Origin of the sequence: Marivita sp., from assembly GCF_048006345.1 — a bacterium.
GTDB lineage: Bacteria > Pseudomonadota > Alphaproteobacteria > Rhodobacterales > Rhodobacteraceae > Marivita.
In genome coordinates this window covers 1140241-1155752 of sequence record NZ_CP180351.1, presented here as the reverse complement: position 1 = coordinate 1155752, position 15512 = coordinate 1140241, and the positions used below count along the sequence as shown (strand labels likewise).

Sequence of the window (15512 nt, the reverse complement as noted above, 5' to 3'; positions counted from 1 at the left end):
GCATCATCCCCGGCCCAGAGGATCACCCCAGTGAATAGCCAGCGCCACGCACTGTGCGCAGAGGGTCCGCTCCACCGGTCGTGGTCAGCGACTTGCGCAGGCGACCGATATGCACATCGACAGTCCGGGTGTCGACATAGATGTCCCGGCCCCAGACCCGGTCCAGAAGCTGTTCCCGCGACCAGACACGGCCCGGCTTCTCCATCAACGTTGACAGCAGGCGGAATTCGGTTGGGCCGAGTTTGACTTCGGAGCCGTCCCGCGTGACGCGGTGGGTTTCGGCATCGAGGATGATGTCCTCGAATTCGAGCCGCAATCCTGCTGCTGCCGGTCGGGTGCGCCGGAGTTGGGCGCGGACGCGGGCCATTAATTCCACAACCGAATACGGCTTGATCACATAGTCATCCGCACCGGTTTCGAGGCCGCGCACGCGGTCCACCTCTTCCGAGCGGGCGGACAGCATGATGATCGGCACATTGCGCGTGTCCGCGCGGGTCTTGAGTTGGCGGCACACTTCGATGCCCGAAACATTCGGCAGCATCCAATCCAGCACGATGATGTCGGGCTGTTCCTCGTCAACAAGGATCAGCGCCTCTTCGCCGTTTTCCGCCTTGGCCACACGAAAGCCCTCGGCTTCGAGGTTGTATCCCAGAACCTCGCGCTGTGCGGGTTCATCTTCGACGACCAGAACCGTCGGCTGGACGCTGGACATGGCTTACACTCCGCGGTTGGCTACAGATGACATCTCGGTATCGGTCGAGGTTGTGTCTTCTTTCTGGCGCGGCTCTTCGGGCTTTTCGCCAGTGACAAGGAACACCACCTGTTCTGCAATCGAGGTCACGTGGTCGCCCATGCGCTCCACGTTCTTGGCGATGAAATGCAGGTGCATACAGGGTGTGATGTTGCGCGGGTCTTCCAACATGAATGTCAGGAATTCCCGGAACAGCGTGTTGTACATCTGGTCGATGTCCACATCACGTTCGATCACGTCGCGGGCCAGCGCTTCGTCGCGCTGGATATAGGCGTCCAGCGCGTCCTTGAGCATGATCTGTACATCGCGCGACATGCGGCGCAACTGCGCAGCCGATCCGTTGATCGCCGGCATGGTCATCAGAACCGCGTTGCGCTTGGCAAGGTTCTTGGCGAGGTCACCGATCCGTTCGAGGTTTGCGCTCATGCGCATGACCGACAGGATCACCCGCAGGTCGATGGCGGTCGGCGCACGCAGGGCGATGACGCGGGCGGCTTCTTCGTTCAGAAGCTCCTCCAGTTCGTCAATCACCCGGTCATTGGCGCGGACCTGTTCGGCAAGTTCGAGGTCACGGGTTTCGAGCGCCTGTGCGGCGTCGAGGATCGCCTGCTCCACAAGTCCGCCCATCTTCATGATGCGGGCCTGAATGCCTTCAAGATCGCGGTCAAACGCGCTTGAGATGTGGTCTTTCGTTCGGGTCACGATGTTATCCAATCCGTCCGGTGATGTAGCTTTCGGTGCGGCTGTCTTCGGGGTTCGTGAAAATCTTCGACGTGTCGTCGTATTCAACCAGATTGCCCAAGTGGAAGAAGGCAGTTTTCTGGCTCACACGCGCGGCCTGCTGCATGGAGTGGGTCACGATCACCACTGCGTAGTTCTGGCGCAACTCGTCAATCAATTCCTCAACCTGCGCTGTGGCGATGGGGTCAAGCGCGGAACACGGCTCGTCCATCAGCAGCACTTCGGGTTCGGTCGCAACGGCGCGGGCAATGCAGAGGCGCTGTTGCTGGCCACCTGACAGGCCGGTGCCCGGCGCCTGAAGACGGTCTTTGACCTCTTCCCAGATCGCACCCCGACGCAGAGCGCGTTCGACGATATCGTCCAGTTCGGCTTTATTGCGCGCCATGCCATGGATGCGCGGACCATAGGCGATGTTGTCGTAGATCGACTTGGGGAACGGGTTCGGCTTCTGGAACACCATGCCGACCTTGGCGCGCAGCTGCACCGGATCGACACGCTTGTCGTAGATGTCGTCGCCGTCGATCAGGATATCGCCTTCGACGCGGCAGATGTCGATCGTGTCGTTCATCCGGTTGAGGCAGCGCAGGAATGTCGACTTGCCGCAGCCGGACGGGCCGATGAACGCGGTCACCGTGTTGTTCTCGATCTCGACCGACACGTCCTTGATCGCGTGATTATCACCGTAATAGACCTGTACGTCTTTGGCTTTGATCTTGACGTCCGTCACGGCGGTCTCCTGTGTGGGATGTGGAATATCGTACATGGGGCAGGGTCCTGTTTACCAGCGGCGCTCGAAGCGACGGCGCAGAATGATGGCGATGATGTTCATCGTCAGGAGGAAGATGAGCAGGATGATGATCCCGCCCCAGGCTTTTTCGTAGAACCCGGCATCGGCGCGGGCGGCCCAAGTGTAGATCTGTGCAGGCATCGCGGAATTGGGGTCGATGAAACCTGATACCACACCTTCTGGATAGGCGCGCGCGATAAAGCCGACCATGCCGATCAGCAGCAGCGGAGCGGTTTCCCCAAGCGCCTGCGCCAGACCGATGATGGTGCCGGTGAGGATGCCCGGTGCGGCCAGCGGCAGGACGTGGTGGAACACGGTCTGCATCTTGGACGCGCCCACGCCCAGAGCGGCTTCGCGGATCGACGGCGGCACCGCCTTGAGCGACGCACGGGTGGAAATGATGATGGTCGGCAGGGTCATCAGCGTCAGCACCAGACCACCGACAAGCGGGGCCGACTGGGGCAGGTGCATGAACTGGATGAACACGGCGAGACCAAGGATACCGAACACGATGGACGGCACGGCGGCAAGGTTCGAGATGTTCACTTCGATCAGGTCGGTGAACCAGTTCTGTGGCGCGAATTCCTCGAGATAGATGGACGCGGCCACACCGATGGGCAGCGACAAGGCAAGCACCACCAGCATCATGAAGAACGATCCGATCACCGACACACCGATGCCCGCACCGCCGGGGTTGTCCACACCGGAATCCGACCCGGTGATGAAGTTCCAGTTGAAGTTGCGCACGATGATGCCCGCGTCCGCAAGCGCGTCCACGATATCAAGGTCGCTGGCTTCGAAAAAGCGGCTATCGACAACGCTGTCACGGGTAACGCGGCCCTTGAAGTAGCCGTCCACGCGGGACGAGGCGGGCAGGCTGAAGGTGACCGGCGTGCCGATCTGATCGGGGTTTGCGCGGAAATATTCACGGATCGTGCTACCCGGCTTGCCCAGAAGGCGTTCAATCGCAGCAGCGTCGAAATCAACCGAGATGCCCTTTTCGGTCAACGCGGTGCTCAGCTTGTTGATGAAGATTGCTTCATAGGCCTTGGTCTTCAGAACCTGACTTTCCGCGGAGTCGAACTCTTCCTGCGTCAGGACAAATTCCAGTTTCATCTCTGCCTGCGTGAAGGCCGGGATCCCAGACCGCAGGATAGAGACCGCCAGAACAACAAGGAAGAAGATGCCGATCAGGATCGCAATCATGCCGTAGGCCTTGAAGCGCTTCTCGGCGGCGTTGCGTTTCTTGGTGCGGGCGTCGACGGTTGTCAGGCGGCCCTTCATCGGGACGCTGTCCATGCTGGCGTCGGTCATTCGTACTGCTCCCGGTATTTGCGCACGATGTAGAGCGCGAAGATATTGAGCCCGAGCGTGATGACAAAGAGCGTCATCCCAAGGGCAAAGGCGACAAGCGCTTCGGGCGAGGCGAAGTCCGAGTCGCCGGTCAGCTGCGATACGATCTTCGCGGTCACTGTTGTCATCGCTTCGAACGGGTTGAGCGACAGGCGTGCTGCGGCACCCGCGCCCAAAACCACGATCATGGTCTCGCCAATGGCACGGCTCGCGGCGAGAAGGATCGCACCGACGATGCCGGGCAGGGCGGCAGGCAGAACCACCTGGCGGATGGTCTCAGATTGGGTCGCACCCAAACCGTAGGACCCGTCGCGCATGGCTTGCGGCACCGCATTGATGATGTCGTCCGACAGCGACGACACAAACGGGATCAGCATGATGCCCATGACCAAACCGGCGGTCATCACAGCGGTGCCAGCCTGCATCCAGCCAAGGCCGTCATCGCCAAACACGCTGACCAGCAGCGGGCCTACGGTGAGCAGGGCGAAGAGACCGTAAACAATGGTCGGGATACCCGCCAACACTTCGAGCATCGGCTTGGCAAAAGCGCGGACCTTGGGACTGGCGTATTCCGAGAGGTAAATCGCAGAGAACAACCCGATGGGAACCGCCACGATCAGCGCAACGATGGAGATGTAGAAGGTGCCCCAGAGCAGCGGCAGGATGCCAAGGTCCGACGAGCCGCCGCGACCCGAGAAGCTGGGTGCCCAGCTGGTGCCGAAGAAGAACTCTGACGCCGGGTAGAGGCGGAAGAACTCGATCGTGTTGAACACCAGAGACAGAACGATGCCCAGCGTGGTGAGGATCGCGATGGACGCGGCCGCGATGAGCAGGACACGCACGCCCTGTTCCACAACATTGCGCGCACGGAAATCCGGCCGTGTTTCCTTGAACGCCCAAAGGCCACCGGCAACAGCGATCAGCAGAACAACGATGCTCATAAGCTGGTAACCGGTGCTGTTCATCACACGGAATTGCTGGGCTGCCCGCAAGATAGGCTGTGTAATCTGCGAGGTCACGATGGCACCGGCATCGGACAGTCGCTGTGTCACGTCAGAGATGTCGGCGCGCATGTTCCGCGCCTCGTCTTCGGTCATGTTGCCGGTGGCAATGGCCAGATCAATGCCATCCGCTGCGCGACGCACTTCCGCCAGCACGAGGCTGCGCGACGAGGTCTCGGCGATATCACTGTCGGGGATTGCTCCAGACACAACGCTGTTCACGTAAAACGGTTGCGCGATAAGCCAGATCACCAGAACCAGCAGGGCAGGAATCGCGGATTTCATCGCGGCATTGCTGCCGTAGTAATTCGGGAGAGAATGAAGGGAGCGTCGGTCCTGACCCGACATCGCCATCACACGCATGCGTGCGAGCACAAAGGCAGCGCCAGCGATCGCGAGAACAATCAGGAAAAGCCAGAGTAATGGCATGTGGCCCCCAGGGTCGTCACAAGAAATTCAGAAGAAAAAGGAGGCGGCGATGTCTGCCGCCTCCTGATTGACCAGGTGGTCAGACATTTACATGTCTGCGCCCATGACCTTTTCGTCAGCAACCATCTGCTGTGTCTTTGCCAGTTCCGGATCGGACACGAGGCCGTACTGAGCGAGCGGGCCGTTCGGGCCTGCGAGATCGTCGGAGATGAAGAACTCAGCGAATTCCTTGAGGCCCGGGATCACGCCGATGTGTGCTTTCTTCACGTAGAAGAATAGCGGGCGGGAAACCGGATACTCACCGGAAGCGATGGTGGCGGTTGTCGGCTCAACGCCGGACATGGTGGCCACTTTGAGCTTGTCGGTGTTGTTCTCGTAGAATGCGAGGCCGAATACGCCGATGCCGTTGGTGTTGGCATCGATACGGGCGAGGGTTTCGGTGTAGTCGCCGTCGATGTCGACCGACTTGCCGTCCTGACGCACGTCAAGGCAGGCGTCTTCTGCGTCGTCTTCGGACATGCCGCCGTCGACCATCGCCTTCATTGCGCCGGTTTCTTCACAGCCGATCAGAAGAACCTTCTCTTCGAAGACTTCGCGGGTGCCGTGCTTGGTGCCCGGGATGAACATCGCGATTTCTGCATCCGGCAGATCCGCGTTGAACTCGGACCAGTTGGTGTGGGGGTTGTCGACGATTGCGCCATCCTTCAGAACCTTCGCGCCGATGGCGTTGAAGATATCGGTCGGTGTGAACGCGGTGAAGGCCGGGCCGGACTGCTGCGACGCAAACACGATGCCGTCATAGCCGATGCGGACTTCGATGATGTCGGTCACGCCGTTTTCCGCGCAAGCCGCAACTTCTTTCTCACGGATGGCGCGGGACGCGTTTGCGATGTCGATGGTGTTTTCACCAACGCCTTCGCAGAAGCGCTTGAGGCCCGACGAAGAGCCGCCGGATTCGACAACCGGTGTCGGGAAGTCGGTGTTGTCGCCGAACGCTTCGGCCACGATGGACGCGTAGGGCAGAACGGTGGACGAACCGGCAACCTGCACGTTGTCACGTGCCACAGCGGCTGTTGCAGATACGGCTGCAATCGCAAGCACCGATACAGAGAGTTTTACGGACATTATGTCAGCTCCTTGGTTGGATATCTCTCGGCCATCCCCCTGATGACCGTTGGCGGTGGGTCTAGACGGCTTTCGCCATGCTTTTGTGACAGTTGCGTAACAGTTTCATGACATGCCGGGATTGATGAGCAGAAAGACCACCTTCAAGCATCAATGCATTGATTTTAATATAGAATAATTTTTCAAGTTGACGCAGGGGCAAGCGCCAATCGCGCTCAGACAGCAAGTCAGAACACCCGAAATCTCCAAAACGACAGAGATTTGTGTAACATCGTCGACTGACTCGCTGTGATGCGCGAATCCGAATTGGCACGAGCCGGGACTGCGTTCGGGGGCTATGCACTACGCGCGCAGCGCTTAGGCTGAACACACCGGATAGAATACTTTAAGTGTGGACTTTACCTAATTGAAATCGCTAGGGGAACTGTGGTCAATCGCACTCCTTATTTCGCATAATCAGTATTATGTAACTAATTGATGCGCCTCTCTCTAGACAAAACCGCGAAACTGGCCATACACAACCATCATGAACGGTTCTCGACAGATAGTGACGCCCGAGCAAAGCGCAGCCCTCTTGGACCTGACGCACTCCAACAGCATCGAAACGCTGTGGGACTTGCATTGCCGCCGGATGGCGGATTTCGGATTCGACCGACTGCTCTATGGCTTTACCCGTTTTCGCACAGCAACCTCTTTGGGAGATCCGGACGACTTTATCGTTCTGTCGAACATCGATACGGCATATGTCAGCACGTTCATCAATGACGGCTTGTACCGGTCTGCACCGATGGTGCGCTGGGCGCTGGAGAATGATGGTGCCGCAAGTTGGACCTTGTTGCGCATGATGATGGAAAGCGGCGCAGTCACAGACGACGAGCGCCGCATTCTGGAATTCAACACCAAGCACGGGCTCACGGCTGGATATTCGATCAGCTTTCGGAGCCTGTCGGACCGCGCCAAGGGTGCAATCGCGCTGATCGCCGAAGATGGCATGTCTCAAGACGATGTGGATGCGCTTTGGGCACAGTCCGGAGAATTGATCCAGTTGATGAACAATATCGTTCATCTCAAGATTCTGACCCTGCCCTACACGCCGCCGAACCAAAGCCTCACCAAACGCCAGCGTGAAGCCCTGGAATGGGTTGGCGGCGGCAAGACGATGCAGGACATCGCGACCATCATGGGACTGACACCGGCAACGGTTGAAAAGCATCTCAGACTGGCGCGCGAGGCACTGAACGTCGACACAACGGCACAAGCGGTTTTGAAAGCAGCCCTGCAAAACCAGATGTTTATCAGCGACCGCTGACGGCGTGAAAAAACTGTGAGGTCAGGAAATCCAGACTTCCTTGACCCTGCGTAAATTGGCAGAATGGTGATGTTCCGTGAGTGGTGGCAATTTCGGCCAAGGAACGCGGGACCCGCACCCATGATATTACTTTGGCTCTGCGGGTCTCACCAGAAAGACACTTGATGCCCGTCGGATAATGGCCTGTCCCGGTTGATTTGTCCGCTGTCATCAAGGGGCTGCGTCATCCCCAAAATGACGCCGGTCCATTGCTCCCGCAAAAAAGCGGCGCTGTTCATTTCAACAGCGCCGCTTCCTTTTTCAGACGTGCGTCAGAGACTTAGCCCTGAGCAGCCTTTGCAACTTCGGCCGCGAAGTCTTCGACCTTCTTCTCGATGCCTTCACCGACTTCGAGACGGACAAATCCGGTGATCTCGACACCGGCTTCTTTTGCGGCGTCTTCGACGGTCAGGTCCGGGTTGATCACGAAAGACTGGCCCAGCAGCGTGACTTCGCTGAGGAATTTCTTCATGCGGCCTTCGATCATCTTTTCGATGACCTGCTCGGGCTTGCCCAACTCGCGCGCGATGTCGATCTGGATCTGACGTTCTTTCTCGACAACTGCGGGATCAAGGTCTGCCGAGGACAGCGACGCCGGGTTCACAGCCGCGATGTGCATCGCAACCTGCTTGCCGAAGGCTTCGTTTTCGCCGGACAGCGCCACCAGAACGCCGATCTTGCCCATGCCGTCTGCCGCAGCATTGTGGACATAGGACACGACCTGAGTGCCTTCGAGCGTGGACATGCGACGCAGCGACATGTTCTCGCCGATGGTGGCGATCTTGTCGGTGATCATGTCCTGAACGGTCTTGCCGCCGACGGTCTTGGTCTTGAGGTCTTCGACATCGCTGGCAGACAGCGCGGCGCCGGAGATGGCATCGACCATCGCCTGGAATTCCGCGTTCTTGCCGACGAAATCGGTTTCCGAGTTCACTTCGACAGCAACGCCTTTGCCGCCGTCAACCTTGACCGCGACAAGACCTTCGGCCGCGGTGCGGTCGGATTTCTTGGCGGCTTTGGCCAGACCCTTGGTGCGCAGCCAGTCTGCTGCGGCTTCCATGTCCCCGTTGGTTTCGACAAGCGCCTTCTTGGCGTCCATCATACCTGCGCTGGTCAGTTCGCGCAGTTCCTTCACGAGTGCTGCTGTGATCGCCATCTTGGCTCTCCTCATTTCAAATTCGGGCGTGGTGGGCCGTTATGTTCAACGGCCCTGCCCTGTCATATCGATGTAACGACGCGGTAAAGCTCAGCTTGCGGCGTCTTCTGCGACGGCGTCTTCCAGCACCTCTTCAACCGGCGCTTCTTCAAGAGCACCAAGGTCGACACCGGCAGCGCCCATCTGGGCGGTCATGCCGTCGAGGGCTGCGCGGGACACGAGGTCACAGTAAAGGCTGATCGCACGCGCCGCGTCGTCGTTGCCCGGGATGATGTAATCCACACCTGCGGGCGAGCAGTTGGTGTCGACCACAGCCACAACCGGGATACCCAGCTTGTTGGCTTCCGCCACGGCCAGCGCTTCTTTCTTGACGTCGATGACGAACAGAAGATCAGGCACACCGCCCATTTCGCGGATACCGCCGAGCGACGCCTGCAGTTTGCCCTGCTCGCGCTCCATGCCCAGACGCTCTTTCTTGGTCAGGCCTTCAGCGCCGTTCGCCATCTGCTCGTCGATCTGCTTCAGACGCTGGATCGACTTGGACACGGTCTGCCAGTTGGTGAGCGTGCCGCCCAACCAACGGTGGTTCATGTAGTACTGCGCGCATTTTTCAGCGGCTTCTGCGATCGGCTGCTGTGCCTGACGCTTTGTGCCGACGAACAGGATGCGGCCGTTCTTGGCCACGGTTTCGCGGATCACGTGCAATGCTGCGTCGAGCATCGGAACGGTCTGCGTGAGGTCCATGATATGGATGCCATTGCGCGCACCATAGATGAACTCGCCCATGCGGGGGTTCCAACGCTGCGTCTGGTGGCCGAAGTGTACGCCTGCTTCAAGCAGCTGGCGCAATGTGAACTCTGGAAGAGCCATTGTCGTTATCCTTTCCGGTTTCAATCCTCAGCGGGGGTATCAGCCTGTTGGCCAACCGGTGGACATTTGGGGATGTCTCCCCCAAAGGCCCGACCCCGCCTGTGGTGTCAGTGGCGCGCGTATAGCGGGGGTCGTCGCTGGACGCAAGCCCCGCTGTGATGTGTGGATAAGGTGCTTTTAGGCACCTTGTTTACAGCCCGAAGAACCAAGTTTGCCGTGATTACAGAAACACGCGCTCCACAAACCAATACGCGCCAACCATCGCAATGGCGGCCGAGGCCGGCACCGCAACAAAGCGGCGATAGGCGTTCAGCTTGTCCACCAGTGTCGCCGACACTGCACACAGCACGCACAATGCGGCCATCGGCCAGAAGAAGACCATCGCAGAAGCACCCATCACCTCCTGGAAGCCGGGGGTGTTCATGGCAAAGCCCAGCCCCGCAAAGATCACCGCAAGAACGCCATAAAGACCCTGCGCCGGGGCGACATCTGCCTCGCCCCGGTCCACGCGGATGGCATACCAGACAAGGATGAATGCGATGGCAATCACCGTCAGCTGTCCAAATTCCACACCGACGTTGAACCCGATCAAAGCAGGTACCACCTGTCCATCCGGCAAGCCGAATTCACCCAGCACGCTGGCAAACCCCAACCCGTGCAAAAGGCCGAAGCCGAAGATCACGAAAGGCCGCCAGCGGTGCAGCTTGTCAGACACCACGTTTTCCAACGCGACATAGACAATGGAGGCGGCAATCAAAGGCTCGACGATGCTGCCCGGCACGGACACGATGCCCAGAACCGCCATCGCGAGGGTCACCGTATGAGCAAGGGTGAAGGCAGACACCTGCCACAGCAGCGGCGTGAACCGTGTGGACAGGAAAAACAGACCCAAGACGAACAGGATGTGGTCCAGACCCTTGGGCAGAATGTGGTCAAAGCCGACCGGAATATAGGTGGCAAAAGTCATCCACCCGCTGGCTTCGTCTCCACCGCCCAACTGGATGTCACCGCTGCTTTGCCCGCCTTCCAGGTAGCCGGTATACGGTTCTTCAACGCCCTGTTGGCGCAGCACCAGCGCGCCATAGGCCGAGGGCCATGTCAGACTGATCGTCTCTGCACCGTCTGGCAACGGGCCGCTCAGGCTCAGAACAGTGTCGCGGGGCAGTTCGGTATTGCCCACTTCGGCCACGTCGATCTGGATCACGGTCAGGTCCACCGGCATACCGCCTGCAGTCACCTGAAGGCTTTGCACGAACTCCGGCATGCGCGGTTCCAGTTCGGCACGCAGCGCGTCTGGCTCGAGGGCACGCACGCGATCCACCTCGTCCGAAGCGTCGAGCGCATCCGTGTTCTCAATCCCCTCAAGGCTGACACCAGCAACCAGCGCCTCCCCGTTGAGGGTCAGCGTGATATCCACCTGCCCCTCGGCCACCTCGAAGTCACCAATCGCCGGACGCACCTCGTGGGCGGACACCATCGCCGCCATGACGATGAGACACAAACTGATCCAAATCGCTTTCATCACACCCATTCCTTCAAGCCCAAACAAAGACTGGAGCAGACACGCGCCGCTTCAAGTGAAAGTTTCAAGAAACCAAGCGTTTTTCTTTGCTTAGAGCGCTTTTAACCCGTCGCGGAAGCGGCGCATATTGGCCTGATAGCCAAGCGCGCTTTTGCGAAGCCCCTCAATCGCAGCGTCATCGAGGTCGCGGACAACCTTGCCCGGAACCCCCATCACCAGCGATCCGTCGGGGATCTCTTTGCCTTCGGTGATCAGTGCCCCTGCCCCGATCAGGCAATTCTTGCCGATCTTGGCACCGTTCAGGATCGTGGCGCCCATGCCGATCAGGGAATTGTCACCAATGGTGCAGCCGTGCAGCATGACCTTGTGACCGATGGTGCAGCCTTTGCCGATGGTCAGAGGGTAGCCCATATCGGTGTGCAGCACGCAGTTTTCCTGAATGTTGCTGCCCGCACCCACGGTGATCACTTCGTTGTCGCCACGCAGAGTTGCGCAGAACCAGACGCTGGCCGTCTCTTCCACCACAATGCGTCCGATCAGGTTCGCATCCGGCGCAATCCAGGTGTCTTCGGCGATCTGCGGCGCGATGCCGTCCAAAGCGTAAAGGGTCATGTCAGATCCTCGAATTCCTGTTGCAGCTTGCGGACATGCTCGACCAGCCCCGGCTGTTGCAAGCGGCGCAGACGGGTGGCTGTGACGATGGTTTGCAGATTGGCAAAGGTCTGGTCCAGATCGTCATTGATCAGCACATAATCGTAGCTGCCCCAATGGCTGATCTCGTCCCAGCTTTTAAGCATCCGCTTGCCGATGGTTTCGGCGCTGTCCTGTCCGCGGCTTTCCAAACGGCGGCGCAATTCGGCAATCGACGGCGGCAGTATAAAGATGGAAAGCGTGTGCGGACCAAGCGCCGAGTTCACGATCTGCTGCGCACCCTGCCAGTCGATGTCAAAAAGCACGTCATTGCCCGCGTCGATGGCGGTCTGCACAGGCATGCGGGGGCTGCCGTAGAAATTGCCGAAAACATGCGCATGTTCGAGCATGTCGCCATTGTTCACATCGTGCTTGAACGCCTCTTCGCTGAGGAAGTGGTAGTGTTCGCCATCCACTTCGCCGGGACGCGGCGCGCGGGTCGTGGCCGAGACCGAGAAGCTGAGGCTCTCGTCCCAATCCAGCAACCGCCGGGACAGTGTGGACTTTCCCGCGCCCGAGGGCGAGGAAAGGATGATCAGCAATCCGCGGCGCTGGATCATGGCTTACTCCACGTTCTGAACTTGTTCGCGCATCTGTTCGATGACGGTTTTCAGCTCAAGCCCAACAGCCGTCAAAGGCGCTGATTGTGCCTTGGAACACAGCGTGTTGGCTTCGCGGTTGAACTCCTGCATCAGGAAATCAAGCTTGCGGCCAACGGCCCCTTCAGATGTCAGCAGATCGCGCGCGGCATCGACATGGGTGCGCAGGCGGTCGATCTCTTCAGTCACGTCAGCCTTGACCGCGATCAAGGCAAGCTCCTGCGCAATCCGCTGTTCGTCGAGGTTGTCCTGAGCATCCAGAACACGTGCCATCGCCGCGCGCATCCGCGCTGCCTGTTCGTCTTTGCGCGCGTCGGCAACCGCGTCGGCCTGAGATACGAGCTCGGCGATCTGGTTCACCTGGCCATTCAAAACATCAACCAATGCCGCACCTTCGGAGTGCCGGGACGCGATGAAGCTCTCTAACACCGGACCAAAATCCGCGACCAGAACAGCCAGAACTTCGGCCGGATCGGATTGCTGTTGCGGCGCATCCATCACGCCGCGCACGGTGATCAGGTCCGCCGCCGAAGACGCAGTCAGCGACAGACCGCGCGCCATGGCTTCGGCCTCGATCCGCAGCATCGCGGTCAGAACCCGATCCAGTTGCGCCTCGTTCAGCTCCTGCACCGCCTCGGTGCCGTTTGAATGCAGCCGGAGCGAGACCGTCACGCTGCCGCGAGACAGGCGTTTCATGATCAGCCCCCGGAGCGCTTGTTCCAGACCATCGACCCAATCAGGCACGCGCACGCGGATGTCGAGGCCGCGTGCATTCACGCTGCGCAGATCCCAGGTCCAGGTCAGGCCCAAAGCCTCTCCCTGCCCCGACGCAAACCCCGTCATGGATTGACGCATCTCTTTGTCCTCGCTCCGCCGGTATCAGGCGTTGGGTTACGCTGTGCGACGGGTCGATGCAAGCCGGTGGGCTTGACCAAGGGAGTTAACCATTTGTTAAGATCCAAGACCAAATTGCGGCAAGACTGTGGTACGCCCCGTCCGGGAATTGGGATGGGACGACGGGGATGATCATCACATCGTTGACGCACCACGCGTTGACCCAACACGCCGCACGGGCGCTCGGGATCTTGGGGGCGTATTGGGCAAGCTTGGTCAGACAGGGCGATCTGCCCTTATGGTCAGAAGTTGACCCCGGCCAAATCCAGGACGCGCTGGATCACGCGTTCCTCGCCGAACGCTTTGGACATTGCCATGCCCGCATTCGCGTGGCCGGTGGCGCAGTTGAGGACATGGCGGACAAGCCCTGCAAGGGCCTGCCACTCAGCTTGCTGATCCGCGCAAATGACCGCGCCGTTTTCAACGAGGCGGTGACCGCCTGTTGCATCGGAGGTCACCCGGTTGAGATCGCCCTGACATCCGAGGAGGATCTCGCAACAAGAAAGGTTTCAGCGCGATTGGTCCTCTATCCCCTCGTAGACACCACGGGACGCATCACGCAATTCCTAGGTGGGCTGGCCCCTGTGGGAGATGCGATTGCCCGGCCCGGACCTTTTGGCGTGGTCGAGGTGATGGCACACCGTACGGCGACACGACGGACACACTTGCGTCTGGTCGTCGACAACACATGAAAAAGGGCGGCCCCGCAGAGCCGCCCCATTCTCAAACAGTTCAGGTCAATCAGCCCGCCTTGGCGGCAACCTGTGCCTCGCGGCGCGATGTCAGCTCTTCGGCCACAAGGAACGCGAGTTCCAGCGACTGAGACGCGTTGAGGCGCGGATCGCAGGCTGTGTGGTAGCGGTCGCTCAGGTTTTCCTCGCTCACCGCCCGGACACCTCCGGTGCATTCGGTCACATCTTGACCGGTCATCTCGAAATGCACACCACCGGGGACAGTGCCTTCGGCGTTATGGATGCCGAAGAATTCGCGCACTTCGCGCAGCACCAGATCGAACGGGCGGGTCTTGTAGCCCGTGGACGACTTGATCGTGTTGCCGTGCATCGGATCGCAGACCCATGTGACGTTGGCGCCCTCTTCGGCCACGGTCTTGATCAGACGCGGCAGATGTTCGCCCACCTTGCCAGCCCCAAAGCGTGCGATCAGGGTCAGCTTGCCCGCCTCATTCTCCGGGTTCAGCTTGGCCATAAGGACCTTGAGGTCTTCGGCGGTCGTGGTCGGGCCGCACTTGAGACCGATCGGGTTCAGCACGCCGCGCGCGAATTCCACATGCGCGCCGTCCGGCTGACGGGTGCGGTCACCGATCCAGATCATGTGCCCAGAGCCCGCAAGCCACTTGCCCGATGTCGAATCCTGACGGGTCAGCGCCTCTTCGTATTCCAGCAGCAGAGATTCATGGCTGGTATAGAAATCCACCGTCTGAAGTGACGGTTCACGATCAGAGTCCAGACCAGCAGCCTTCATGAAATCGAGAGTGTCGCCAATGCGGTTGGCCATATCGCGGTACTTCTCCGCTTCCTCGCGGTCGGTGAAGCCCAGAGTCCACTGATGGACCTGGTGTACATCGGCATAACCACCGGTCGAGAACGCCCGCAGCAGGTTCAGCGTGGCCGCTGCCTGCGTGTAGGCTTGCAGCATCTTGGCCGGATCGGGAATCCGCGCTTCGGGTGTGAAGGCAAGCTCGTTGATGATGTCACCGCGGTAGCTTGGCAGCTCCACACCATCAATCACTTCGGTCGGTGCAGAGCGCGGCTTGGCGAACTGGCCCGCCATGCGCCCCACCTTGACCACAGGCACCTTGGCACCAAAGGTCAGAACCATTGCCATCTGCAGCATCACCTTGAACGTGTCGCGGATCGCGTTCGCGCTGAACTGGTCGAACGCCTCGGCGCAGTCGCCACCCTGAAGCAGGAACGCATCACCGCGAGAAGCCGCCCCAAGGGCCTTTTTCAACTTTCGTGCCTCGCCCGCAAACACGAGCGGCGGATACTTCGACAGCTGGGCTTCGACAGCCTCCAGCTTTGCCTGATCCGTATAGTCAGGCATCTGTACCCGCGGTTTCGCGCGCCAGCCTGATTTTTTCCACTCGGTCATTGTCTCTACTCCGGTCAATCCAAGTAAGTTAGCGTTAGCGGGGTCGCTATACAGAAACCACCCCTGTCTGACCAGACAGGAATCGTCCCCCGATGCCTTGACCCGGCGCGTCACTTCTGACCTTGTGACCGGCA

15 protein-coding genes are annotated in these 15512 nt (G+C 59.6%); 2 read left to right on the top strand and 13 right to left on the bottom strand.

Annotated features, from left to right (window positions below):
• Positions 1–22: 22 nt before the first annotated feature.
• The 6 genes from phoB to ACMVPR_RS05720 form a co-directional block, all read right to left on the bottom strand.
• Positions 23–712 carry a phosphate regulon transcriptional regulator PhoB gene (gene phoB, locus ACMVPR_RS05745; protein WP_292269566.1) on the bottom strand — a complete coding sequence of 230 codons (690 nt, stop codon included), beginning with the start codon at positions 710–712 and terminating at the stop codon, positions 23–25.
• Positions 713–715: 3 nt separating this feature from the next.
• Positions 716–1453 carry a phosphate signaling complex protein PhoU gene (gene phoU / locus ACMVPR_RS05740; RefSeq protein ID WP_416882069.1) on the bottom strand — a complete coding sequence of 246 codons (738 nt, stop codon included), beginning with the start codon at positions 1451–1453 and terminating at the stop codon, positions 716–718.
• Between the two features lie 4 nt (positions 1454–1457).
• A complete protein-coding gene (pstB, locus tag ACMVPR_RS05735) occupies positions 1458–2255 on the bottom strand; it encodes a phosphate ABC transporter ATP-binding protein PstB (RefSeq protein ID WP_292269565.1) in 798 nt (265 codons plus the stop codon).
• A gap of 15 nt (positions 2256–2270) precedes the next feature.
• Positions 2271–3593 (bottom strand): phosphate ABC transporter permease PstA, encoded by a 1323-nt coding sequence (pstA, locus tag ACMVPR_RS05730; RefSeq protein WP_416882068.1) that lies wholly within the window; start codon positions 3591–3593, stop codon positions 2271–2273.
• On the bottom strand, positions 3590–5062 hold the full coding sequence (gene pstC, locus ACMVPR_RS05725; protein ID WP_416882067.1) for a phosphate ABC transporter permease subunit PstC: 1473 nt from the start codon (positions 5060–5062) through the stop codon (positions 3590–3592). The genes pstA and pstC overlap by 4 nt, the downstream gene beginning before the upstream one ends.
• Before the next feature lie 87 nt (positions 5063–5149).
• A complete protein-coding gene (locus tag ACMVPR_RS05720; RefSeq protein WP_300585850.1) occupies positions 5150–6190 on the bottom strand; it encodes a substrate-binding domain-containing protein in 1041 nt (346 codons plus the stop codon).
• 523 nt (positions 6191–6713) lie between these two features.
• Between ACMVPR_RS05720 and ACMVPR_RS05715 the strand changes: the two genes are divergently transcribed.
• The gene (locus tag ACMVPR_RS05715; RefSeq protein WP_292266816.1) at positions 6714–7496 is read left to right on the top strand and encodes a LuxR family transcriptional regulator; all 783 of its coding nucleotides are present in this window, start codon (positions 6714–6716) and stop codon (positions 7494–7496) included.
• 319 nt (positions 7497–7815) lie between these two features.
• Here the strand turns inward: ACMVPR_RS05715 and tsf are convergent, their stop codons facing one another.
• The 6 genes from tsf to ACMVPR_RS05685 all read right to left on the bottom strand — a co-directional run bounded on the left by tsf (position 7816) and on the right by ACMVPR_RS05685 (position 13227).
• Positions 7816–8691: a translation elongation factor Ts gene (gene tsf, locus ACMVPR_RS05710; RefSeq protein WP_416882066.1), complete on the bottom strand. Its 876-nt coding sequence runs from the start codon at positions 8689–8691 to the stop codon at positions 7816–7818.
• A 90-nt stretch (positions 8692–8781) separates the two neighbouring features.
• A complete protein-coding gene (gene rpsB, locus ACMVPR_RS05705; RefSeq protein WP_300585065.1) occupies positions 8782–9561 on the bottom strand; it encodes a 30S ribosomal protein S2 in 780 nt (259 codons plus the stop codon).
• A gap of 220 nt (positions 9562–9781) precedes the next feature.
• Complete coding sequence (locus ACMVPR_RS05700) at positions 9782–11083, bottom strand: HupE/UreJ family protein (RefSeq protein WP_416882065.1); 1302 nt, start codon at positions 11081–11083, stop codon at positions 9782–9784.
• A gap of 90 nt (positions 11084–11173) precedes the next feature.
• Positions 11174–11695 carry a gamma carbonic anhydrase family protein gene (locus ACMVPR_RS05695; protein WP_416882064.1) on the bottom strand — a complete coding sequence of 174 codons (522 nt, stop codon included), beginning with the start codon at positions 11693–11695 and terminating at the stop codon, positions 11174–11176.
• Positions 11692–12333, bottom strand: coding sequence for a guanylate kinase (gmk, locus tag ACMVPR_RS05690; RefSeq protein ID WP_300585068.1), 642 nt, complete (start codon positions 12331–12333; stop codon positions 11692–11694). The genes ACMVPR_RS05695 and gmk overlap by 4 nt, the downstream gene beginning before the upstream one ends.
• A gap of 3 nt (positions 12334–12336) precedes the next feature.
• Complete coding sequence (locus tag ACMVPR_RS05685; RefSeq protein WP_416882063.1) at positions 12337–13227, bottom strand: YicC/YloC family endoribonuclease; 891 nt, start codon at positions 13225–13227, stop codon at positions 12337–12339.
• Positions 13228–13394: 167 nt separating this feature from the next.
• Between ACMVPR_RS05685 and ACMVPR_RS05680 the strand changes: the two genes are divergently transcribed.
• Positions 13395–13958 (top strand): PAS domain-containing protein, encoded by a 564-nt coding sequence (locus tag ACMVPR_RS05680; protein WP_416882062.1) that lies wholly within the window; start codon positions 13395–13397, stop codon positions 13956–13958.
• A gap of 49 nt (positions 13959–14007) precedes the next feature.
• Here ACMVPR_RS05680 and ACMVPR_RS05675 read toward each other — a convergent pair whose 3' ends face one another.
• A complete protein-coding gene (locus tag ACMVPR_RS05675) occupies positions 14008–15378 on the bottom strand; it encodes a class II 3-deoxy-7-phosphoheptulonate synthase (RefSeq protein WP_416882061.1) in 1371 nt (456 codons plus the stop codon).
• Positions 15379–15512: the final 134 nt, after the last annotated feature.